We start from the raw sequence: 20,966 nt of genomic DNA on the forward strand, positions 1-20,966 counted from the left end.
CGTCAACCCCGTACGGACCGGCCCCGGGCGTCTCAGCCGGCGGTCGCCGGTTGACGGAACCGTCGGCGGTAGGTGTAAACCGCGAACAGCAGCAGGATCAGCAGTGAGCCGGCCACGCCCGACCCGAGCACGAGTGCCCCGCTGTCGAACTTGCGCCTGGTGGTCGCGGCCGCGGCTGGACCGAAGTCGACCGAGCCGGTGGCCGTCCGCTTGGTCCACCCGCTGGCCAGGTCCAGCCGGGCCTTCCACGGACCGTCCGGTAGTTGCCGGTCCAGCCTGACCCGCACGGTCGTCCGTCCGTTCAGCGGGAGCGTCCGCGCCTCGGCCCGCAGCGGACCGGCCGAGAGTCCGCTCGGCCCGTCGGTGAGCCGCAGCTCGCCGGCCAGGTCGAGCGCGCGTTGACCGGTATTGCGCACCTCGGTCGTGACGAACGGGGTGCCGTCCGCCTCCCGACCGCCGCTGAGCGGGCCCACCTCGAATCCGGAGGGCGGTTCCCCGCCGGGCCCCACCGACAGGTAGACGCGGATGCCGGCCCGCGCGATCTGCTCGACCATCCGCTCGTCGCCGCTGCTGGACTGGGCCCACACCACCGCGTACCGTTCGCCGGCCTCGGCCTTCTCCGGCACCCGGATGGTGACCCAGACGGTGGCCTCGTCCTCCGATGCCAGCTTGACCTGCGTCGTGTCGACCTCGATCCAACTGCTGAGCTCGTTAGGCGTCCGGTCGGGCGCGAGCACGAAGCCCTTCTCGGTCACGTCCGCCGCCGCCGGGTAGACGTCGACGGACCGCTTCACCGGCGAGACGTTCTCCACGACCATGCGCCGCCGGATGGTGGTGCCGGGGTGGACGTGGTCGACGATGTACTTGTGTGCACGGGTGTCGTCGCGCCGGTTGACCGGGGCGTCGAGCAGCCGTACGCCGACCGCGGCCGGATTTCCGTCGTTGGTGGGACTGCCCGAGGGCCGAGGTGACGTGTCCCCCCGATCGAGGCCGGGGACGTCCGCTTCCACCATGTCCGGGTCCTCGGGCGCCGCGCCCGCGAATGAGTGCGCCCCGGCCGCCGTCGCAGGCAAGGCCGGCGCCCCGGCGGTGACCGCGAGGGTCACCGCCAGGGCGAGAGTACGAAGAACGTCATGCCACCGAATGGGTGATCACCCCCGTGTAGGTGCCGCCGACCGCGCTGGGCGGGATCGTGATGCGGAGGGTCGGGTTCCAGGTCGCGGAGTTGTTGCCGCTGCCGGAGGTCTTGCTGAACGCCACCCGGGGCAGGTTCAGGGTGACCGCGTCGGCGGAGGTCAACTGGCCCGGGACGAAGGTGCCGGTACCGGTCGTGGAGATCGCCGGGCCGGACCAGTACTCGACCAGGTTCGGCAGGATCGTCTCCGAGCCGGTGCCACCGCCGGTGGTGAACGCGGTGCTGCTGACCGTGGCGGTCCAGGTGGCGCTGAGCGCGGCCCGGCTGTCGGTCACGGTGACGTTGCCGAGCTGGCCCTGGATGGTGCTGCCGGCGAAGGCCGCGCCCAGGTTGACCGACGGTGGCACCGAGATGTCCAGGTTCGCGGTCGAGATGGTGAACGTGACGACGGTGTCGCCGGACGGCGCTGCCGCGGCGGGCGCCGCCAGAGCCAGCACTGCGGCCCCGGCGGCGAACAGGGTAAGAAGTGGCTTCCTCATGGAAGCGACATTACGGACGATAAAGGACACACCATGTGCCATAACGGACAGATCACCCATTAGGCGACAGAGTGGGTAATAGTTCCGGTGTACACGCCTGTCACCACAGTGGACGGTACGGCGATGCGGATCGTCGGGATCCACGACACCCGGTTGTTGCCGTTGCCGGCGGTCTTGCGGAAGGCCTCGCGGGTCACGTTCAGGGTCACGGCCTGCGCCGCGGTGAGCTGACCCGGAACCAGGGTGCCGCCGCCGGTGCTTTGGACCGCCGGGCCGGACCAGTACGAGACCTGCCCGTTCGAGATGGTCCGGTTGGTGCCGCCACCTCCGGTGATGAAGACCGTCGCGCTCACCGTGGCGACCCAGAGGTTCGGATTCACGTTACCGCGCTGGTCACGCACCTCCACCGTGCCCAACTGCCCGGTCAGCACGCCACCGACGAAGCCGCTGCCGAGGTTGGCGGCGGCGGGCACGGTGATGTCGACGCCCGGCGTCAGGGCAAGCTCGACGGTGCGCGTAGCCGGCGCGGCCTCGACGGGCAGTGCGCCTCCGAGCGCGAGAAGCAGACTGAGCGGGACAACAATCGAACGCACGACGGAGACTATATTACCCTTTGTCCGTTTTGTCGACCTGCAGGTTGTCTCACCTGACCACGGTCCGCATCAACTCGGTCGGCGGCGCCGGGCGGCGAGCCAACCGATGGCCACCAGGGCCACACCCAGCGCGAGGAGGAACAGAATCGACCCGCCGCCGGAGCCGGTCACCGGCAGCTTCCCGCCGTGACTGGGCGTCGGCTTGTGCGGATGCCGGGTGGGCTGGGGTGTCGACGGGGTGGGCTGGGGTGTCGACGGGGTGGGCTGGGGCGTCGCAGTGGCGGTCGGCGATGCCGGCACCACCTCGAAGGTGACCCGGGTGCCTTCCGACGGCGCGGCCCGCACGGCGGCGGACGCGTTCGGCGGCCGATGGCCCGAGGCGAACATGGGCGCCGTGATCACGAGACCGGCGGTGGCGGCGATCAACCACCTGGCTGCTCTGTTGCCCACGCGACGACCCCTTCCACCGGAACCTGAACCATGAGAAACCTACCTATTGCGGTCAAACATGGTGGAAGTTTCAGGGTCGGGTGCCCCGATCAGGTGGCAGCCAGGATCACTGCCTCCGAGGTCAGGTAGTAGCGCTGGTCGTCGCCGTCCGGATCGACCGGCTCGCGCACCCGTTCCATCGCCACGTAGCCCGCCTCGGCCCAGACCGCTCCCGGGGCCCAGCCCGTGCCGTCCGAGCCGACGTTGAGCGTGCTGCGGGACAGCAGACGCCCGGTCATCGGGTCGAGCGTCACCAGGTCGTTCGCCTCGGTCAGCAGATGCACCCGACCGGGCTGGGCCGCGAGCACCCGCGCCGGACCCAGACCGGCGTAACGCCACACCTCGATGCCCGTACGCGCCGACCTGCCCACCGCCACCCCGTCGACGACGCCGACAGCCCGTTCGCCGACCACGACGACGCCGGCCGGGTCCAGCGAGGGCGCGGCCAGCGGCTCGCCACCGCCCAACAGCCAACCCCGGCCACCGGCGTCACCCGGACCGGCTGTGCGCAACGCCAGACACCCCGATCGGCCGGTACGACATCCGAGCGGGGTGACCACCAGGTCGTCCGGGCCGCCCGGCGGTCGCCAGCGCTCGCCCACCCGGCCCGTCGCGGCGTCCCGGAACTCGATGGTGGCCGGCCCGGCGCAGGTGTCCAGACCGATCAACTGCCCGGTCGCCGTGGTGCCGACGTCGCTGCGGCAGTCGCCGGGCAGGTCGGTCCGCCACAACTCCCGACCGCTGGACAGCTCCATCCCGCTCGCCCGCGTCTCTCCGCTGACGGCAACCACGGTCCGGCCGTCCGGAAGATCGCTGAGGAGGAGACCGCTCGGGTTCCAGACGGTGGCGGCACCCGCGCGCCGGACCACCGCCGTGCTGGGGACGGGCACCGGTCCGTCGGCCCGCCAGCGCACCCGCCCGGTGGACGCGTCGAGCGCGACCAACCGGCCGTCCGACCAGCGACTGACCACGATGGTGCCGCTCGCCACCACCCCGGTCAGCTCCGCCGGCCAACGCCGGTACGACCAGTAGGGAGTGGTGCGGTACCGCCAGTCGACGGGCCGGTCGGCATAGACCTGGCGGTGGGCGGCGTACACCCGCAGCCTCCCGTCCACGATCAACGGGGCGACCGGCAGCCGGCCGATCACACCGGCCGCGGGCTGGGGGGCCGCCGGATAGTCCGCTCGGGCCGGCGTACTCACCTCGGCAGGCGCGAGCACCCGGTGGACGACGACCGCGACGGCCGCCACGGCGAGTAGCACCGCCACCGCCAGCACGAGCCGTCGCCGGCCCCTCGGGAACCCCATGCCGCACCTCCGCCCGGCACCCTACCCAGCGCGGTGGGTCGGAGCCCGGTCAGGTTGTACGGGTCAAAGCCCCGGTACGGCCACTCAGGCCGCTTCGAGGGAGCCGGTAGCGCCGGCCGCGACGGCCAGGTCGGCGAGGTCACGCCGGAGCGCCACCTCGACCGCCCGGGCGGCGAGGCCACCGAGCAGCAGGGCCACCACCCGACCGTACGGTTCGGTGGGCACCGCCTCCTGGGTGACCGTGACCACGGTGCGCGGGCGTCGGCGTCGCCGGCCCGGACGCAGACGCCAGGTGATCCGGTAGTCGGCGCCGGCGCCGGACGAGCAGAGCACCAGCCGCTGGGGCGCGAGCGCCTCCACCACCAGGAACTCCTCGATGAGAGTGCCGCCGCCCGGCTGGGCGCGCTCCTCACGCCAGGCGGTGCCCGGCCCGAACGGGCCCGGGGTCAGCACCTCGACCGCGCCGGCACCGCTCAGTCGGGTGGACCGGCCGGACAGGTCGGTCAGCAGGCACCAGACATCGACGGCGTGCGCCTCGATGAAACCGGTAACCGCGACCGTCGACATGCCACCCTCCCGTGCCGTCGACGGTACGCGCGGTGCGGACCGGACGAGGCCCCCGGACGGAATTTCCACCACCCGGAGGCCACGTTGCCCGTTTCGGCGGCCAGGTCGCACCGTTTCACCGGTGCGAGGCCGCTCAGCGCTCGAAGCGACCGGACCTGATCGCGCCGACGAAAGCTGTCCATCCCGGCGGGCTGACGGCCAGTGTGGGGCCGCTCTGGTCCTTGGAATCGCGGACCGCGACCAGGCCGATCACGTCGACCAGGTTGTCCGCCACCTCCACGCAGAGCCCTTGGTCGTTGGACCGGCTGCTGGTGCGCCAGAGCGCTCCGGTGAGATCGTGCATGGTTGTTACCTCCGTGTGCGTCGGGACGCCCCACCACTCCGGACGGGGTGGCGGGGCGACTGATCCGCGTGATCAACGGGGTAACGGGGTGTGGTGATCGCACAGACGGTGCGACCAAGAGTCTCGTCGATGAGACGATCCGCCGGCGGACGCCTCAGCGGGCCGGCTGGACCGTCCCGGTGACCTCTCCCAGGGCGATGGTGGTGCCGTCCGGCCCGGGCGCGGTGGCGGTGATGGTGACGGTGTCACCGTCGGCGAGGAACGTACGGCTCTCGGCGCCGACCTTGGCCGGCTCGGCCCCACCCCACGTCAGTTCCAGGAACGAGCCGACCTGGGAGCGGTCCGGTCCGGAGACGGTGCCCGAGGCGTACAGGTCGCCGGTGCGCAGGGAGGCACCGTTGACGGTCAGGTGCGCCAGCTGCTGGGCCGGCGTCCAGTACATGCCGACGAACGGCGGCTCGCTGACCCGTTCGCCGTTCCACTCGACCGCCAGCCGGAGGTCGAGCCCCAGGTGCGGCACGTCACGCAGGTAGTCGACGACCGGCGGGTCCTGGTCCGGGGCCGGTACGAAGGCGTCGGCCAACGCCTCCAGCGGTGTCACCCAGGCCGAGACCGAGGTGGCGAAGGACTTGCCGAGGAACGGGCCGAGCGGCTGGTACTCCCACGCCTGGATGTCGCGGGCCGACCAGTCGTTGACCAGCACCACGCCGAAGACGTGGTCGGCGAAGTCGTCGACCGAGACCCGGTCGCCCAACGCGCTGGGCACGCCCACCACGAAGCCGACCTCGGCCTCGATGTCGAGGCGTACCGACGGGCCGGTCACCGGACCCTCGGCGGACGCCCGCTGCCCGGTGGGCCGGACCACCGGCGTGCCGGAGACCACGACGGTCCCCGCGCGGCCGTGGTAGCCGATCGGCAGGTGCTTCCAGTTGGGCAGCAGCGGCGGCTGACCCGGGCGGAAGATCTGCCCGACGTTCGACGCGTGGTGCTCCGAGGAGTAGAAGTCGACGTAGTCGGCCACCTCGAACGGGAGCAGCAACTCCACGTCGGCCAGGGGCACCAGCAGCGGTTCGACCGCCGGCCGGTGCTCCGGGTCGGTGAGCAGCTCCACGATCCGCTGGCGGACCGACGTCCACTGCGGACGCCCGAGCGCCATGAAGTCGTTGAGCGTGGCGCTGCCCAGCGAGCCTGCGGCCAGCACGAGCCCGGCTTCCTCCGCTGCGGCCAGGTCCAGCACCCATGACCCGATCCGTACGCCGATCCGCGGCTCGTCCCCGCCTGGGGTGAACACCCCGTACGGCAGGTTCGTCACGCCGTACGGCGAACCGTCAGCGCCGCTCACCCAGGTCATGCGTCGTAGCCCCCGTTCACCAGCCCCAGCCGGATCAGATCGGTAAGTGGTTCCAGGATGCTGCACGAGCCGAAGCCGACCCAGAGCGGGCGCGGCGCGTCCAGCCGTCCGTTGACGCGTTCGAGCAGCGGACGTGGATCGAGCGCGGCCAGCAGCTCGGCCACCACCCGCACGCTCTCCCCGTCGCCGGCGGCGAGCGTCGCGGCCAGCACGTTCGCGTAGCCGTGGTGGGTGAACCCGGTCTCCGGGTCGAGGTGCCGCACCGCCTGGTGCAGTCCGGCGGTGAGCTTGAACGGCAGAGCGCGGTCGCGGCAGGCGCAGATCACCGCCGCCAACTCGGCCGGGGTGGGGAACAGCTCGGCGGCGAGGCCGCCGGTACGGAACTTGGCGGCGATCGGCACACCGCCGGCCCGGGCCGCGACGAGCGAGTCCAGAGCGCCCATCAGCCCGAAGGTCAGCGGCAGCTCGGCGTAGACGGCCTCGACGCCCGGCAGGGTCTCGGTCAGCCGTAGCAGCTCGGCGATTCCGGGCAGCGGGTCCTCGCCCCGTTTGGCGACGGCCACCTCGATCTGGCGGGCCGTGATGCCGTCCGGCGTCAGGATCGAGAGCGCGAACGGCAGGCGGGCGATCCCGGTGTCGCCGATCAACCCGATCACCAGGCCCTCGTGCGGATCGACGAGACCGCTCAGTTCGCCGGCCACGACGGTCGAGGCGGGAACGAGCAGCGGGCCGACCAGACGCGCGTACCAGGCGGCGCGGTGCTGGCGGTGCGCCGTCAGGGCGTCGGGCAGCGTGGCGCTGCCCGGTGGGAAGACGGCGGCGTCGTCCACCAGGCCGTGAAGGAGCGCGGGCACCTGCGTTGACACGGAACAAGAATGTACGGGACGCTACGAGGAACGGACAACAGCGTCCGATTATCGGACGCCTTCGGCCGGTGAACGGGATATATCGGGAGGGCGAGATGCCGTACTACCGCAGCGTCGGCGAGGTGCCGCGCAAGCGCCACACCCAGTTCCGCCAGCCCGACGGCAGCCTCTACGCCGAGGAGCTGATGGGTCAGGAAGGCTTCTCCTCCGACTCGTCCCTGCTCTACCACCGGCACGCGCCCACCGCGATCCTGGCCGCCGACGAGTTCACCCCGCCCGCGTTCGCCCGGACGCCGAACCTGCCGCTCAAGCCCCGCCACCTGCGCACCCACAAGCTCGACGCCGGCGACGCCGACCCGATCCTCGGCCGGCAGTACCTGCTCGCCAACGACGACGTGCGCATCGGCTACGTCCTCGCCGACCGGCCGTCGCCGCTGTTCCGGGACGCCACCGGCGACCACTGCCTGTACGTCGAGTCCGGCACGATGCGGGTCGAGTCGCCGTTCGGGGCCCTGGACGCGGTCGCCGGCGACTACGTCGTCATCCCCACCTCGACCATCCACCGGCTGGTCCCCACCGGCGACGCGCCCGTCCGGCTGCTCGCCGTCGAGGCGTCCGGGCACATCGGTCCGCCCAAGCGTTACCTCTCCGTACGCGGACAGTTCCTGGAGCACTCGCCGTACTGCGAACGCGACGTCCGGGGCCCGGACACGCCCCTGCTCGCGGAGGGCGAGGAGATCGAGGTCCTGGTCCGGCACCGCCGCGGCTGGACGAGGTACGTCTACGCGAACCACCCGTTCGACGTGGTGGGCTGGGACGGCCACCTCTATCCGTGGGCGTTCTCCATCCACGACTTCGAGCCGATCACCGGCCGCATCCACCAGCCCCCGCCGGTGCACCAGACCTTCCAGGGGCCCAACTTCGTCATCTGCTCCTTCGTGCCCCGCAAGGTCGACTACCACCCACAGTCGATCCCGGTGCCGTACAACCACCACAACGTCGACTCCGACGAGATGCTCTTCTACACCGGCGGCAACTACGAGGCCCGGCGCGGCTCCGGCATCGAGCAGGGCTCGATCTCGCTGCACCCCTCCGGGTTCACCCACGGCCCCCAGCCGGGCGCCGCCGAACGCTCCATCGGCGCGGACTACTTCGACGAGCTGGCTGTCATGGTCGACACCTTCCGCCCCCTCGACCTGTGCGACGCGGCACGTGCCTGCGAGGACGACGCCTACGCCTGGACGTGGGCGCGTTCTGTCTAGTCGCCGTGGGGGTTTCGCCGGAGCCCGCCCGCTCTGGGCGGTCAGGCTTGATCCCGACGCGGGCGGGCTCCGGCGAAAACCTGACGTGGGCGAGCTATACGACGCTTGTTGATCTTCTGGGGTTACGCCTTGGGTTGGGTTGGTTGCCTGGTCAGCGGACGGTTGTCCTGGTGAAGGCGGCGAACTCGGCTATCACCGTCGCGACGATGGCTAGCACCAGCGGCCACGGCGAGCCGACCACCGCGTACACGAGCAGCAGCAGCGGCGCCGCCGCCACCGCGTAGATCGCCAGGGCCATCGTCCGGTCGGCGTGCAGCATGGTGGGCAGGACGGTCCGGGTGAACCCCGGCAGCCGTGCCGCGAGCTGCCACACCACGACGCCCCCGGTCAGGGCGGCGAGCACCGCCAGGACCCGCGAGAACCCGTCGCTCGCCGACGCCGCGAACGCGACCACCACCGCGGCGACCAGCGACCAGCCCGCGCCGTAGAACACCAGGCGGTGCAGGCCGTGCGCGAGGGTCCGTGGGGAGTCGATCCGGCTCGGGCCGAACGTCACCGTCTCGGCCACCTGCTCCAGCGCCGACGACCAGCGGCGCTGCTCCAGGCGCAGAACGCCGACGTCGTGCCCGACCTCGACGAGGCGGGGGTCGAGCCGCAACGCCTCCCGGTAGGCGCGTTCGGCCAGGTCGAACAGCTCCAGCCGGGCCGCGACCAGACTCAGCACCAGATGCGCCTGCGGCTCCTGGGGGGCCAGCTCGACCCCGCGCCAGGCCGCGTTCAGCGCCGGCTGGCCGTTGCGCGCGTCGGCCAGGATCGCCGCAGCGCTGCGCTGGGCGTACGCGTCGGCCGGCCCGAGCGCCAGCAGCCGGTCGGCGGTGGCGGCCGCGTCGGCGTACCGGCCCAGGTCGACGAGCGCCATCGCCCGCACGACGAGCGCCGGCGGGGCGTCCGGCGCGGCGGCCACGGCCGAGTCGGCGGCGGCGAGCGCGTCGGCCGGCCGGTCGGCGGCGAGATGCACCCGGGCCAGCATCGTGAGGGCTTCCGGGTCGGCGGGCTTCAGCGCGAGCCCCTCGGTCAACTCGCCGGCCGCCTCGTCGTGACGGCCCAGCTCGGCGAGGAGTTGGGCGCGTTCGAGGTAGCCGTCGGCGGCGAACCGGTCGGGGGCGGGATCGGTGGACATCGCGGCGAGCCTAGGCGGCCGGGGCGTCGTACACCAGCGCGACGGCGACGCCCGCCAGACCTTCCTCGCGGCCGGCGAAGCCGAGCCCGTCGGTGGTCGCGGCGGAGACGGTCACGGGTGCGCCGACGGCCTCGGAGAGCACCCGCTGGGCCTCCTCCCGCCGGCGGCCGATCTTGGGCCGATTGCCGATGACCTGCACGGACACGTTGCCGATCGCCAAGCCGGCGGCCCGCACCCGGCGGGCCGTCTCGGTCAGCAGCGCCACGCCGGACGCCCCGGCCCACTCGGGCTGACCCACCCCGAAGGCGGAGCCGAGATCACCGAGACCGGCGGCCGAGAGCAGCGCGTTGCAGGCGGCGTGGGCGGCGACGTCGGCGTCCGAGTGCCCGGCGAGACCGTCCTGGTCCGGCCAGAGCAGGCCGGCCACCCAGCACGGTCGGCCCGGCTCGAACGCGTGCACGTCGGTGCCGATGGCCACCCGAGGAACGATCATGAGCCGAGAGTACGCGTAACCGACGTCACGGTCCCGCCCGTGGCGGAGGTGCCCGGCGGGTCAGTCGGAGGCGGCGAGCAGGTGCTCCGCCAGTGCCAGGTCGAACGGACGGGTGATCTTCAGCGCGTACTCCGAACCGGGCACACAGGCCACCGCGACGCCCTGCTTCTCGACCAGGCCGGCATCATCGGTGAGCGGATCACCCGCGGCGGCGTGCGCGGCGGTCAGCACGGACCGACGGAAGCCCTGCGGGGTCTGCACCGCGCGCAGCGCGGACCGGTCGACGGTGCCCAGCACCACCTCGTCGGCGTCGACCTCCTTGATCGTGTCGACGACCGGCAGGACCGGGATCACGGCAGCCTGGCCGCCCCGGATGGCGGAGGCAACCGATTCGACCAACTCGGGAGGGGTCAGCGCACGGGCGGCGTCATGCACCAGGATGATCGTCGGGCCGGCCGGCACGGCCGCGAGCGCGGCGGCGACCGAGGCCTGCCGCTCGGCGCCACCGGCCACCACGGTCACGGGCGCCACCGGGGCGAGCAGCTCACGGACGCCCGCCACCTCGGCCGCGGGCGCGGCGACCACGATCGTGTGGACCGACGAGGCGGCGGCGAGTCGACGCACCGCGTGCACGAGCAGGGGCTCGCCGGCGAGCAGTCGCAACGCCTTGGGGCGGCCGGGACCGAGGCGTACGCCGGCACCGGCCGCAGGCACGAGGACCGCGACGTCACCGCGCGGGTTGAGCTGCGCGGTCACGTCGCGGTCCTCGGTGGTTTCTTCGCTACGAAGTGGGTACGACGATGCTGTGCGGACTAGGCCTCGGTGAGGACCTTGTCGAGCAGCGTCTCCGCCTCGTCCTTGGTGCTCTTCTCAGCCAGCGCGACCTCGCCGACGAGAATGTCGCGGGCCTTGGCCAGCATCCGCTTCTCGCCTGCGGAGAGGCCCCGCTCCCGCTCCCGACGCCACAGGTCGCGCACGACCTCGGCGACCTTCAGCGGGTTGCCGGACGCCAGCTTTTCCAAGTTGGCCTTGTAACGCCGCGACCAGTTGGTCGGCTCCTCGGTGTGCGGAGCCCGGAGAACGTCGAAGACCTTACCGAGGCCCTCTTCGCCGACCACCTCGCGAACGCCCACGATCTCGGCGTTCTCAGCCGGCACCCGGACCGTCAGGTCACCCTGCGCGACCCTCAGGACGAGATATTGCTTAGGCTCGCCCTTGATGACCCGAGTCTCGATTGCCTCGATGAGTGCGGCCCCGTGGTGGGGGTAAACAACGGTCTCGCCGACACTGAAAACCATAGGTTCGAAACCCCTTTCGCTGTGTCTAGGGTAACACGCTCAGGCAACGATGTCTCACCGATGTCCTGACCGTTGGCGCAGCTCAGGGGCCCTGTGAGAGGTATTTCTTCAGCTTGACAGGCGGTCAAACCGATGGTTCAAACACGCTCCGTGACGATCGGATGACTTCCCGATACGAGTGAACAGAACGTCGAGATCAAGGGCTATGCGCTCCTCCCATGGTATCCCGGCGTGCGGGACCGCGCCCAGATGTAGCGGGACGTGCCCCCGGTGCGGGACCCTGGAGTCCGAGCCACACTCCGCTCTCGAGACGCTTCCTGGGGGGTCCGATGGGCAAGCCGGACGCAGAGGGCCACGGGCCACCCGACGGCCTGCCCGACCTACCACCCGAGTGGGGCCGCATCGTCGTCCCCGACGACGCCTCCGCCCTCGCCGGCGAGGCCGCCCAGGTGCGCCGTGAGCTGCGCCGGGCCACCGGCGGGTACGCCGGACGCCGGGCACTCGCCCTGCCGCTGCTCGTCCTGCTGGTGGCGGTGCTCACCACCCTGACCGGCCTGCTCGCCGTGACCTGGCCCCGCGCCGGCCGGAGCACCGAACGGCCCACTCCGGCGCCCTCCCCGCAACCGCTGTCCCTCACCGGCCAGGCGCTGCCGGCGCTGGACCTGGTCGACGCCCGGCAGTCGCCCGTGCCGCTCCGCGGCCTGCTACCCGCCATGATCATCCTGGTGGACGACTGCGGCTGCCCCGACGTCGTCGCCGAGGCCACGGCGGCGGCGCCCGCCAGCGTCACGGTGGTCACCGTCACCGAAGGCCGAACCGTCTCGACCGCGTCGCCGGTCGACGGCGTCCGCGCGCTCGCCGACCCCGCCGGCGGCCTGCGCTCGTTCCTGGGCCCGGGCGCCGCCAACGCGCTGCTGGTCGACCGCGCCGGCGTGGTGACCCGGGTGCTGCCCGGTGTCGGGCCGGTCGACGCGTACCAGGACGACCTGACCGCCCTGGCCCGCTGAGCGGGCCAGAGCGTGCGTCAAAGTCCCCGGTCGCAGGCCGCCCAGGGGCTTTGACACATGCCCTAGGACGGGGGCAGCGCGACGAGCTGCGCCTCGACGTCGATGGGCTGATCGGCGACGGCCGACAGCGACACCCGGAACGGCCCTCCGCCGGGCAGCACCCGGGCGGAGGCGAGCGTGCCGTCGCAGTCGATGCGCGACGGGCCGGCGATCTCGGCCCCGGTGCTCGTCACCGCCAGCGCGCCGGGTCGGGTGCACCGGTACTGGAACAGATAGCGGGAACCGTCGTCGGACGCCTGCCGGGTCCGCTCCTCGCCGGGCGCCAACTCCCGCTGCTCCCGCCAGATCGTGCCGCGGAACGAGGGCAGATCGCTTCCGGGAGAGAGCACGCCCTGATCGTCGCCGAGGTCGATGATCCAGCCCGTCTCCGGATCGACCAGCGAGGGCCGCCGCTCCACCCGGACGGCCTCGCCCGTCTGCGCGTCCACCTGCACCGTCACCCGCCCCTCGGGCAGACCATGGGCCAGGACACGTTCCATCTCGGTGCTGACGCTGGGCCCGACCACCGGCGGGCGCACCGGTCCGGCCACCGGAGCCGGCGCGGCGGCACGCCACCACCAGCCGCCGACCGCCAGCGCGGCCAGAGCCGTACCGACCAGCACCACCGACCGCAGCCGCTCGGTTCCCGCCGTGTCCATCACCGGAGGGTACCGGTCGGGGCGTGAGCGTTCACTCCTGTCGATCGAGCAGAACGGCGTACAGGGTGAGGCCCGGACCGAACGCCAACATGACCACCCGCCGAGGCGGCGGCGTCGAACGAGCCAACCGGTCCAGGATCAGCAGCACCGTCGGCGACGAGCAGTTCCCGTGCTCGTCGAGCGTCGCCCGCGACGCGGCCAACGCCTCCGGCGACAGGGCCAACTCCCGCTCGACCACGTTCAGGATCCGTGGACCGCCCGGGTGCACAGCCCAACCGTCCACCTCGGAGACGGTGCCGCCGTGCCGGGCCAACAGGTCGTCGACCAGTCCGCGCACGTGCCGGGAGAGGACCTGCGGGACCTTCGACGACAGCCCCATCCGGAACCCCGCGTCGGTGACGTCCCAGGTCATGTGGTCGGCCGTCGAGGTGTCGGTGACCGAGGCCACCTCGCGCACCGCGTACCCCCGCCCACCGGGCACCACCACGGCGGCGACCGCGGCGTCCGAGAAGAGCGCGTGCGAGATGATCTGCTGGGTGTCGACCCGGGCCGTGGACGGCTGGATGTGCAGGCTGGTCAGCTCCGCGCAGAGCAGCAACGCCGGTCGACCCCGGGCGGTGACGAAGTCGCTCGCCGCGCCGAGCCCGGGAAGCGCCGCGTAGCAGCCCATGTGACCGACGAACATGCGCTGGGTGTCCGCCGCCATGCCCAGGTCGCGGGCGAGCAGGATGTCCAGCCCCGGGGTGGCGTACCCGGTGCAGGAACAGACGATGAACATCCCGACGTCGCTGGCGTCCAGGCCGGCGGCGGTCAACGCGCGCCCCACCGCCTCCTTGCCCAGCGGCAGCGCCTCCACCTGGTAGCGACGCATCCGACGCTCGGTCGGCCAGTCCGAGACGTCCTCGAGCAACGGGTTGACCGCGGCCTGCCGTCTGGTCACCCCCGAGTTCGCGAAGATCCGCTCGGCCAACGCCCGCGTGCTGCCGGAGAAGTGTCGGGAGAAGAACCCCTCCCACAACTCGACCTGCGAAGCGGCCGGCGGCTGTGCTGTCCCGAGCCCCGCGATCACTGGTACGGACACGATCCCCACCTCTCGTCAGACGCTGTCCTCCCCCTGGCCGTCCCACCGGCCACCTCGGCCGGCCTCACCCTCGTGCGTTTTCCGCGACACCCGCTCACCAACGCGGTGCCGATCCGTCGCGGTCCGGGTCCCCGCCCAACGCGGCGATGCCCAGCCAGTCGGCGCAGACGTCCGAGGTGGCCGGGTGCAGTGAGCCGCAGCGGGCATCCCGGTAGAGCCGTTCCAACGGATGACCGCGCCGGGTCGCCGACGTGCCCGCCGCCTCCAGCATCGACGCCGCCACCTCGGCGGCCGTCGTCCCGGCCAGCAGCTTCGCCCGCCACACCCACCGGTTGGTCTCCGCGTCACCCGGCGCGTCGTCCACCCGGCGGGCCGCCTCGGCCACCGCCAGCTCGGCCGCCGCCGTCGCCGCGTCCGCCCGGCCCAGCCGTGCGCGCACCGCCGGCAGGCCGGCCAGGTTGCGGGCGTTGAGGTGCTCGGCCGCCGCGTCGATGGCCGCCCGGGCCACCCCCACGTAGACGGCCGCGTAGCTGGCCACCAGCCAGTGCGGCATGAGCTGGGCGATCACGAGGGCCAACCCCTCGACCCCGCCGAGCAGCCGGTCGCCGGGCACGGTGACGTCCAGGTGCAGGTCGTGCGACGAGGTGGCGCGCATGCCGAGGGCGTCCCAGGTCGGCTCGACGCTCAGGCCGGCACCGGCCGGCACCAGGAACTGCGACACCACCGACTGGTCGGTGGAGCTGCGCGCGGCCACCAGGTAGCCGTCGGCGTGCCCGGCCCCCGAGCAGAAGGTCTTGCTGCCCTTGAGGTGCCATCCGCCGTCGGTCGGCTCGTAGACCGTGCTCAACTGCGAGAGGCGGGCGCCGGTGCCCCGCTCGCTCATCGCCACGCCGTACCAGGCGCCCTGGGCAGCGGCGGTGAGCAGCCGGTCCCGGGCGGCCAGCGCCTCGTCCGACACGCCGAGGGCCTCGGCCAACTCCTCGGTGACCGCGCCCAGCGCGCCGGTCACCGAGGCGTGCATGTTGAACACCAGCGCCGTCGCGCCGTTGCCCCGGGCCAGCTCGGCGGCGACCGCGGTGTACTCCGCGAAGCTCGCGCCCAGGCCACCGAGAGAACGCGGAACCATCAACCCGAAGAGGCCGGCCTCCCGCAGATCACGGAAGTCCTCGACCGGGAAGGAGCCGTCCCGGTCGTGCTCCGCCGCCCGCGCGGCGAACCGCGGCGTCAAGCGGCGGGCCGCCTCCAGCGCGTGCACCGTCATGTCGCTCCCTCCTCGGCGTCCCATACCCCGCCACGAGCCGACTATCCTCTGCGGACCCCCTGGCCCTGGTACAGCACGGCGGTGGACCGGGTCGGCACGATGCGCGGCGCGCGGCCGGTCGACGGCACGCCGGGCGTCCGTGCCGTGCGGGCACGCCGCACCAGCCAGGCAAGCAGCCCCCCGACCTGCGGTCGTATCCCGCGCAGGCGCAGCTCGACGCCGTGCCGGGCACACTCGGCCACCAGCGCCCGGGCGTCCACGAACAACCGTGGATCGTGGATCCCACGCGGCACGGTCGGCAGTCGTTCGGCGATCCGCACCGCGACCAGCCGGGCCAGCGCCGTGTCGTTGAGCGTGTCCAGCACGAGCAACCCGCCCGGGCGCAGCAGGCGGCACGCCTCGGCCACCGCGCGCGGCCAGTCCGGCACATGTTCGAGCAGCTCACCCGCGGAGACCACGTCCGCGCACCCGTCGGGCAGCGGCACCGCCGTGGCGTCACCCTGCACCACACGTACACCGTGCCCGGCGGCCTGGACCAGCGCCGAACGGGTCAGGTCCACCCCGACGTGCCGGTAGCCCTTGCCGGCCAGGTGCGGCGCGAGCAGCCCGGCACCGCAGCCCAGGTCGACCAGGACCGCGTCCGGACTCCTCGCCGGCGGTACGAGCGCGGCGCGGGCCTCGGCCAGCCAGTGCAGCATCGCGAACGCGCCATCGGGTCGCCACCACTCGCCGGCCAGGTCGTCGTACTGGCGCGGGTCGTTGCGCGGCAGCACCCGCTGAGCGGTCGACGCCACGTCTCGCATGGCTCCGAGCGTGGCACGACTGCTCGGTAACGACCAGACTTCCCTTATGTCGTCGAGGGTGTTAGGGCTGGTCAGAGCGAGCCATCCGGAACCGGCCGCCGCCGTGACCACAGTGTCCGGTCTGCTGGCCTGGGGAGTGGGGCACCGGCCGGCGGGAATCGTCTCGGTGGTGCTCGCGGTACTCGCCAGCCAGCTCGCGGTCGGCTGGACCAACGACGCGCTGGACGCCGAACGGGACGCCACTGTGGGGCGTACCGACAAGCCGGTCGCCGCCGGCGCGGTGGGCCGGCGCGTCACGGCCTGGGCCGCCGCGGCCGCCGCGCTGGCCTGCCCGCTGCTGGCGCTGACCACGAACCCCCGGGCGGCCCTCTGGCTCACGGTCGCCCTGATCTCGGCGCTGCTCTACGACTGGCCGCTCAAGGCCACCGTCTTCTCCGTCCTGCCGTACGCCGTCTCCTTCGGCGCGCTGCCCGGCTTCGTGGTGCTGGCGCTGCCCGGCGAGCCGGCCCCACCGCTCTGGCTGTTGACGGCGGCGGCCTGCCTCGGGGCCGGCGCGCACTTCGCCAACGTCCTGCCCGACCTCGCCGACGACGCCCGCACGGGCGTGCGCGGCCTGCCGCACCGTCTCGGCGCGGCCGGCAGCCGGGCCGCCGCGGCCGGGCTGCTCCTCGCCGCGACCGCCGTCCTGGTCCTGGGTCCGCCGGGGCCGCCGTCGGCCCTCGGGCTCGCGGCGGTCGGCACGGCCGCGGTCGTGCCACCACTGAGTTGGTACGCCGGGCGCTCGGCGGCCCGGTCCGGCGGGCGGCCGGTGGCTGCCTTCCGGGCGGTGATGCTGGTGGCCCTCATCGACGTCGCGCTGCTGGTGGCGAGCGGTCGGGTGGTGTGAGGACACCCTGCGGGGTGGCATTGCCGGGTCCCCGTGCGGGCCTCGATCAGCTCCAACTACCCTGGAGCGCGGTCTGCGCGGGTATGGCCACCTCGCCCGGCGTGCGCCCGGGTGGGGATCGTAACGAGGAGGACCGACGTGACGCGCTCGATCAACCGATCCCGGCGGGCGGCCCTGCTGCTGTCCGGAATCGCGGCGGCCACCAGCCTGCTCGCGTCCGGCTGCGGCGCTGGCCAGATCGCCGAGACGGCGTTGAAGGAGCCGTCGGTCCAGGGCGTCAACCTCACGACCCCGAACGGCGCCTACTCGGTGCGTGGCCTGCTGGTCACCTACCCCGGCACCGAGGGTTACCGGGCCGGCCAGGACGCGCCGCTCAACGCGGTGATCTACAACGACTCGAAGAGCCCCGTGACGGTCACCATCACCACGCAGAGCGCCCGCGAGGTGCTGATCTCGGGTGGCTCGGCCAGCCCGACGCCGTCCGCCGCGGAGTCGGCCTCCGCCACCCCGTCGGGTTCGGCCAGCCCGTCGGGTTCGGCCAGCCCGTCGGGTTCGGCCAGCCCGTCGACCAGCGAGTCCGGCTCGGCCAGCCCGTCCGCGACCCCGTCCGAGACCGGCTCGTCGTCGGCGACCCCGTCCGCACCGGAGTCGGCGCGGGCCTCCGGTTCCGCCAGCCCGGCCGCGCCGGGTCAGCCCGCTCGCATCGAGCTGGGTCCGCTGAGCTACCTCCAGCTCAACTCGGAGGCCACCTCGCAGCTCCGGCTCGTCGGCCTGACCGAGGCGCTGCGCTCCGGTCAGAACGTCGTCGTGACCTTCGACTTCGGCAACGGCAACACGGTCTCCGGCCCGGCGCCGATCGCGGTGCCGCTCACCCCGGCGGCGCCCGCCTCGCCGATCATCGAGCGCGAGGGCGGCTACGAGGGCAACGAGGGCGGCACCACCCACGAGTGACCCGATCTGGAGTACCGGACACCCCGGCGTGGGAACCACCACGCCGGGGTGTTTTCGTCGTACGAGGGAGCTAGCGTCCTGATGTGACCACCTCCCGATCGACCTCTGGCCGTGGCGGCGCGGCCGGTGCACCCCGCGCCCGGTCCGCCGCCCGAGAGCCGCGCCCGGCGTACGAGTGCGACGCCTGCGGACACCAGCCGCCCAAGTGGGTGGGTCGTTGCCCGGAGTGCGGCGAGTGGGGTTCGGTGGTGGAGTCGACGCTGACCGGGCCGACGGTCTCCGGGCGGGTGGTCAGCTCGCGGATGCCGGCCGAGCCGGCCCGACCGATCGCCACCATCAGCGCCGCTCCGGCCCGCGCCCGGCCGACCGGCGTGAGCGAACTGGACCGGGTGCTCGGCGGCGGCCTGGTGCCCGGGGCGGTCGTGCTGCTCGCCGGCGAGCCCGGCGTGGGCAAGTCGACCCTCCTGCTCGACGTGGCCCAGCAGTGGGCGGTGGGCGCCGGCAGCCCGTCCCTGGTGGTCAGCGGGGAAGAGTCGGTCAGCCAGGTCCGGCTGCGCGCCGAGCGGATGGGCACCCTGCACGACCAGCTCTACCTGGCGGCCGAGAGCGACCTGGCGGCGGTGCTCGGGCACCTCGACGCGGTCAAGCCGGGCCTGCTCGTTCTCGACTCGGTGCAGACCATCTCGACCACCGGCACCGAGGGTGTGCCGGGCGGCGTGACACAGGTCCGCGCGGTCACCGCCGCGCTGGTGTCGGTCGCCAAGGAGCGGGGCATCGCGACCGTGCTGGTCGGGCACGTCACCAAGGACGGCCAGGTGGCCGGGCCCCGCGTGCTGGAGCACCTGGTCGACGTGGTGCTGCACTTCGAGGGCGACAAGCACTCCTCGCTGCGGCTGGTGCGCGGCGTCAAGAACCGGTTCGGGGCCGCCGACGAGGTGGGCTGCTTCGAGATGCACGAGGGCGGCATCAGCAGCCTGGCCGATCCGTCCGGGCTGTTCCTCACCCGCTACTCCGAACCCGTGCCCGGCACCTGTGTGACGGTGGCGATGGAGGGGCGGCGGGCACTGGTCACGGAGGTACAGGCCCTGATCGGCGCGACGGTCGCCGGCTCTCCCCGCCGTACGGTGTCGGGCCTCGACTCGGCCCGCCTGGCCATGGTGCTCGCGGTCCTGCAACGGCGTACCGAGCGGTTGACCCTGCACGACCGGGAGGTGTTCGCGGCCACCGTGGGCGGCATCCGGGTGGTGGAGCCGGCGGCCGACCTGGCCGTCGCGCTGGCGGTCGCCTCCGGTGGGCTCAACCTGGCGATCGCGCCGCATCTCGTGGCGATCGGCGAGGTGGGGTTGACCGGCGAGGTGCGCCGGGTCGGGGCGGTGCCGCGCCGGCTGGCCGAGGCCGCCCGGCTGGGGTTCAAGGTGGCGCTGGTCCCACCGGGCTGCGGACCGGCCAGCACCGGCGCCGGGCCCGATCAGATGCGCGTGACCGAGGTCACTGACGTACGCTCCGCCCTGCACCACGCGGCCCGCGCGTCCGCCGAGTAACTCAGCGTGCCGACGCCAACGGCGATAACGGACAGCATCGCCGCAAGTGGAAACGGTTCGAAGGGCTGCATCGTGACACATCACAGTAACCACGACAGCACCCACCGCACGGCAGTCCGTAGACTGTGCCCGTGCCGATCGACCGCGATACCACCAAGCCTGCCGGAGCGCCGCCCCAGGCCCGCACCGGCACCGTGGGCTCGCCGGCCCGCCCGATCAGCGTGAGCGTGACCGCCGCTGCCGGGGGCGCCGGGGACCCGCTGCGGGCGAATCTCGCCCTGATGGCGCCCGGCACCGCGCTGCGCGACGGGTTGGAGCGCATCCTGCGGGGTCGCACCGGCGCGCTCATCGTGCTCGGCTACGACAAGGTCGTCGAGGGTCTCTGCACCGGCGGCTTCCCGCTGGACGTCGAGTTCTCCGCGACCCGGGTGCGGGAGCTGTGCAAGATGGACGGTGCCGTGGTGCTGTCCAGCGACGGCACCCGCATCGTCCGGGCAGCCGTGCACCTGATGCCCGACCCGTCCATCCCGACGGAGGAGTCGGGCACCCGGCACCGCACCGCCGAGCGGGTCGCCCGGCAGACCGGCTACCCGGTGATCTCGGTCAGCCAGTCGATGCGGATCATCAGCCTCTACGTCAACGGTCAGCGACACGTCCTCGACGACTCGGCCGCGATCCTCTCCCGGGCCAACCAGGCGCTGGCCACCCTTGAGCGCTACAAGCTCCGGCTGGACGAGGTCTCGGGCACGCTCTCCGCGCTCGAGATCGAAGACCTGGTCACCGTGCGGGACGCGGTCGCGGTGGTGCAGCGGCTGGAGATGGTCCGCCGGATCGCCGACGAGATCGCCGGTTACGTCGTCGAACTGGGCACCGATGGTCGACTGCTCGCTCTCCAACTCGACGAGCTGATGGCCGGCGTCGACGCCGACCGCACGCTTGTCATTCGGGACTACCTGCCCGTCGGCCGGAAGTCCCGCACCCTGGACGAGGCGCTGGTGGAGCTGGATCTGCTGGGCGCCACCGAGCTGATCGACCTGGTGTCGGTCGCCAAGGCGATCGGCTACCCGGCGGCATCGGACGCGCTGGACGCCGCCGTCAGCCCACGTGGATTCCGGCTGCTGGCCAAGGTTCCGCGCCTGCCGGTGGCCGTGGTCGACCGCCTGGTGCTGCACTTCGGCAGCCTCCAGCGGCTGCTGGGCGCGACCGTCGAGGACCTGCAGGCCGTCGAGGGCGTGGGCGACGCCCGCGCCCGGGGCGTCCGCGAGGGCCTGTCCCGGCTCGCCGAGGCGTCCATCCTCGAGCGGTACGTCTGATC

23 protein-coding genes are annotated in these 20,966 nt (G+C 72.9%); 6 read left to right on the forward strand and 17 right to left on the reverse strand.

Annotation, left to right across the window (positions count from 1 at the left end):
- Nucleotides 1–32: 32 nt before the first annotated feature.
- From ACTFTM_RS30245 to ACTFTM_RS30285, 9 genes are all read right to left on the reverse strand, one after another.
- The gene (locus ACTFTM_RS30245; RefSeq protein ID WP_449563703.1) at nt 33–1,013 is read right to left on the reverse strand and encodes a hypothetical protein; all 981 of its coding nucleotides are present in this window, start codon (nt 1,011–1,013) and stop codon (nt 33–35) included.
- A 118-nt stretch (nt 1,014–1,131) separates the two neighbouring features.
- Complete coding sequence (locus ACTFTM_RS30250) at nt 1,132–1,674, reverse strand: hypothetical protein (protein WP_449563704.1); 543 nt, start codon at nt 1,672–1,674, stop codon at nt 1,132–1,134.
- Between the two features lie 59 nt (nt 1,675–1,733).
- A complete protein-coding gene (locus ACTFTM_RS30255; protein WP_449563705.1) occupies nt 1,734–2,267 on the reverse strand; it encodes a hypothetical protein in 534 nt (177 codons plus the stop codon).
- A 69-nt stretch (nt 2,268–2,336) separates the two neighbouring features.
- The gene (locus ACTFTM_RS30260) at nt 2,337–2,717 is read right to left on the reverse strand and encodes an LPXTG cell wall anchor domain-containing protein (RefSeq protein WP_449563706.1); all 381 of its coding nucleotides are present in this window, start codon (nt 2,715–2,717) and stop codon (nt 2,337–2,339) included.
- An 89-nt stretch (nt 2,718–2,806) separates the two neighbouring features.
- Complete coding sequence (locus ACTFTM_RS30265; RefSeq protein WP_449563707.1) at nt 2,807–4,063, reverse strand: outer membrane protein assembly factor BamB family protein; 1,257 nt, start codon at nt 4,061–4,063, stop codon at nt 2,807–2,809.
- An 84-nt stretch (nt 4,064–4,147) separates the two neighbouring features.
- Nucleotides 4,148–4,630 (reverse strand): SRPBCC family protein, encoded by a 483-nt coding sequence (locus ACTFTM_RS30270; RefSeq protein ID WP_449563708.1) that lies wholly within the window; start codon nt 4,628–4,630, stop codon nt 4,148–4,150.
- A 133-nt stretch (nt 4,631–4,763) separates the two neighbouring features.
- On the reverse strand, nt 4,764–4,973 hold the full coding sequence (locus ACTFTM_RS30275) for a DUF397 domain-containing protein (RefSeq protein WP_355050986.1): 210 nt from the start codon (nt 4,971–4,973) through the stop codon (nt 4,764–4,766).
- Between the two features lie 154 nt (nt 4,974–5,127).
- Entirely contained in the window at nt 5,128–6,324 is a 1,197-nt protein-coding gene (gene fahA, locus ACTFTM_RS30280; RefSeq protein WP_449563709.1) for a fumarylacetoacetase, read from the reverse strand.
- A complete protein-coding gene (locus ACTFTM_RS30285) occupies nt 6,321–7,190 on the reverse strand; it encodes a hypothetical protein (RefSeq protein WP_449563710.1) in 870 nt (289 codons plus the stop codon). Before ACTFTM_RS30285 ends, fahA begins: the two co-directional genes overlap by 4 nt.
- 95 nt (nt 7,191–7,285) lie before the next feature.
- Here ACTFTM_RS30285 and ACTFTM_RS30290 point away from each other — a divergent pair, with 95 nt between their 5' ends.
- Nucleotides 7,286–8,452 carry a homogentisate 1,2-dioxygenase domain-containing protein gene (locus ACTFTM_RS30290; protein ID WP_449563711.1) on the forward strand — a complete coding sequence of 389 codons (1,167 nt, stop codon included), beginning with the start codon at nt 7,286–7,288 and terminating at the stop codon, nt 8,450–8,452.
- Between the two features lie 151 nt (nt 8,453–8,603).
- Here the strand turns inward: ACTFTM_RS30290 and ACTFTM_RS30295 are convergent, their stop codons facing one another.
- From ACTFTM_RS30295 to ACTFTM_RS30310, 4 genes are read right to left on the reverse strand one after another with little or no spacing between them, the layout of a single operon-like run.
- Complete coding sequence (locus ACTFTM_RS30295; RefSeq protein ID WP_449563712.1) at nt 8,604–9,632, reverse strand: tetratricopeptide repeat protein; 1,029 nt, start codon at nt 9,630–9,632, stop codon at nt 8,604–8,606.
- Nucleotides 9,633–9,642: 10 nt separating this feature from the next.
- A complete protein-coding gene (ispF, locus tag ACTFTM_RS30300; RefSeq protein WP_449563713.1) occupies nt 9,643–10,125 on the reverse strand; it encodes a 2-C-methyl-D-erythritol 2,4-cyclodiphosphate synthase in 483 nt (160 codons plus the stop codon).
- Between the two features lie 60 nt (nt 10,126–10,185).
- Entirely contained in the window at nt 10,186–10,881 is a 696-nt protein-coding gene (gene ispD / locus ACTFTM_RS30305; protein ID WP_449563714.1) for a 2-C-methyl-D-erythritol 4-phosphate cytidylyltransferase, read from the reverse strand.
- Between the two features lie 56 nt (nt 10,882–10,937).
- The gene (locus ACTFTM_RS30310; protein ID WP_007073334.1) at nt 10,938–11,423 is read right to left on the reverse strand and encodes a CarD family transcriptional regulator; all 486 of its coding nucleotides are present in this window, start codon (nt 11,421–11,423) and stop codon (nt 10,938–10,940) included.
- A gap of 329 nt (nt 11,424–11,752) precedes the next feature.
- On the opposite strand from ACTFTM_RS30310, the gene ACTFTM_RS30315 reads away from it, so the two are divergent.
- Nucleotides 11,753–12,430 carry a hypothetical protein gene (locus ACTFTM_RS30315; protein WP_449563715.1) on the forward strand — a complete coding sequence of 226 codons (678 nt, stop codon included), beginning with the start codon at nt 11,753–11,755 and terminating at the stop codon, nt 12,428–12,430.
- A gap of 62 nt (nt 12,431–12,492) precedes the next feature.
- On the opposite strand, the gene ACTFTM_RS30320 is transcribed toward ACTFTM_RS30315, so the two are convergent.
- From ACTFTM_RS30320 to ACTFTM_RS30335, 4 genes are all read right to left on the reverse strand, one after another.
- Nucleotides 12,493–13,128, reverse strand: coding sequence for a hypothetical protein (locus ACTFTM_RS30320; RefSeq protein WP_449563716.1), 636 nt, complete (start codon nt 13,126–13,128; stop codon nt 12,493–12,495).
- 31 nt (nt 13,129–13,159) lie between these two features.
- Complete coding sequence (locus ACTFTM_RS30325) at nt 13,160–14,218, reverse strand: type III polyketide synthase (protein ID WP_449563717.1); 1,059 nt, start codon at nt 14,216–14,218, stop codon at nt 13,160–13,162.
- 85 nt (nt 14,219–14,303) lie between these two features.
- Complete coding sequence (locus ACTFTM_RS30330) at nt 14,304–15,470, reverse strand: acyl-CoA dehydrogenase family protein (protein ID WP_449563718.1); 1,167 nt, start codon at nt 15,468–15,470, stop codon at nt 14,304–14,306.
- Between the two features lie 41 nt (nt 15,471–15,511).
- Complete coding sequence (locus ACTFTM_RS30335) at nt 15,512–16,273, reverse strand: class I SAM-dependent methyltransferase (RefSeq protein ID WP_449563719.1); 762 nt, start codon at nt 16,271–16,273, stop codon at nt 15,512–15,514.
- Nucleotides 16,274–16,319: 46 nt separating this feature from the next.
- On the opposite strand from ACTFTM_RS30335, the gene ACTFTM_RS30340 reads away from it, so the two are divergent.
- The 4 genes from ACTFTM_RS30340 (at nt 16,320) to disA (ending at nt 20,964) form a co-directional block, all read left to right on the forward strand.
- The gene (locus ACTFTM_RS30340; RefSeq protein ID WP_449563720.1) at nt 16,320–17,159 is read left to right on the forward strand and encodes a UbiA family prenyltransferase; all 840 of its coding nucleotides are present in this window, start codon (nt 16,320–16,322) and stop codon (nt 17,157–17,159) included.
- 138 nt (nt 17,160–17,297) lie between these two features.
- Nucleotides 17,298–18,110 carry a hypothetical protein gene (locus tag ACTFTM_RS30345; RefSeq protein WP_449563721.1) on the forward strand — a complete coding sequence of 271 codons (813 nt, stop codon included), beginning with the start codon at nt 17,298–17,300 and terminating at the stop codon, nt 18,108–18,110.
- 83 nt (nt 18,111–18,193) lie between these two features.
- Nucleotides 18,194–19,651, forward strand: coding sequence for a DNA repair protein RadA (gene radA / locus ACTFTM_RS30350; RefSeq protein WP_449563722.1), 1,458 nt, complete (start codon nt 18,194–18,196; stop codon nt 19,649–19,651).
- Nucleotides 19,652–19,782: 131 nt separating this feature from the next.
- Nucleotides 19,783–20,964 (forward strand): DNA integrity scanning diadenylate cyclase DisA, encoded by a 1,182-nt coding sequence (gene disA / locus ACTFTM_RS30355; protein WP_355051000.1) that lies wholly within the window; start codon nt 19,783–19,785, stop codon nt 20,962–20,964.
- The last annotated feature ends 2 nt before the right edge of the window (nt 20,965–20,966 follow it).

The sequence above is a fragment of the Micromonospora sp. RB23 genome (assembly GCF_053585025.1).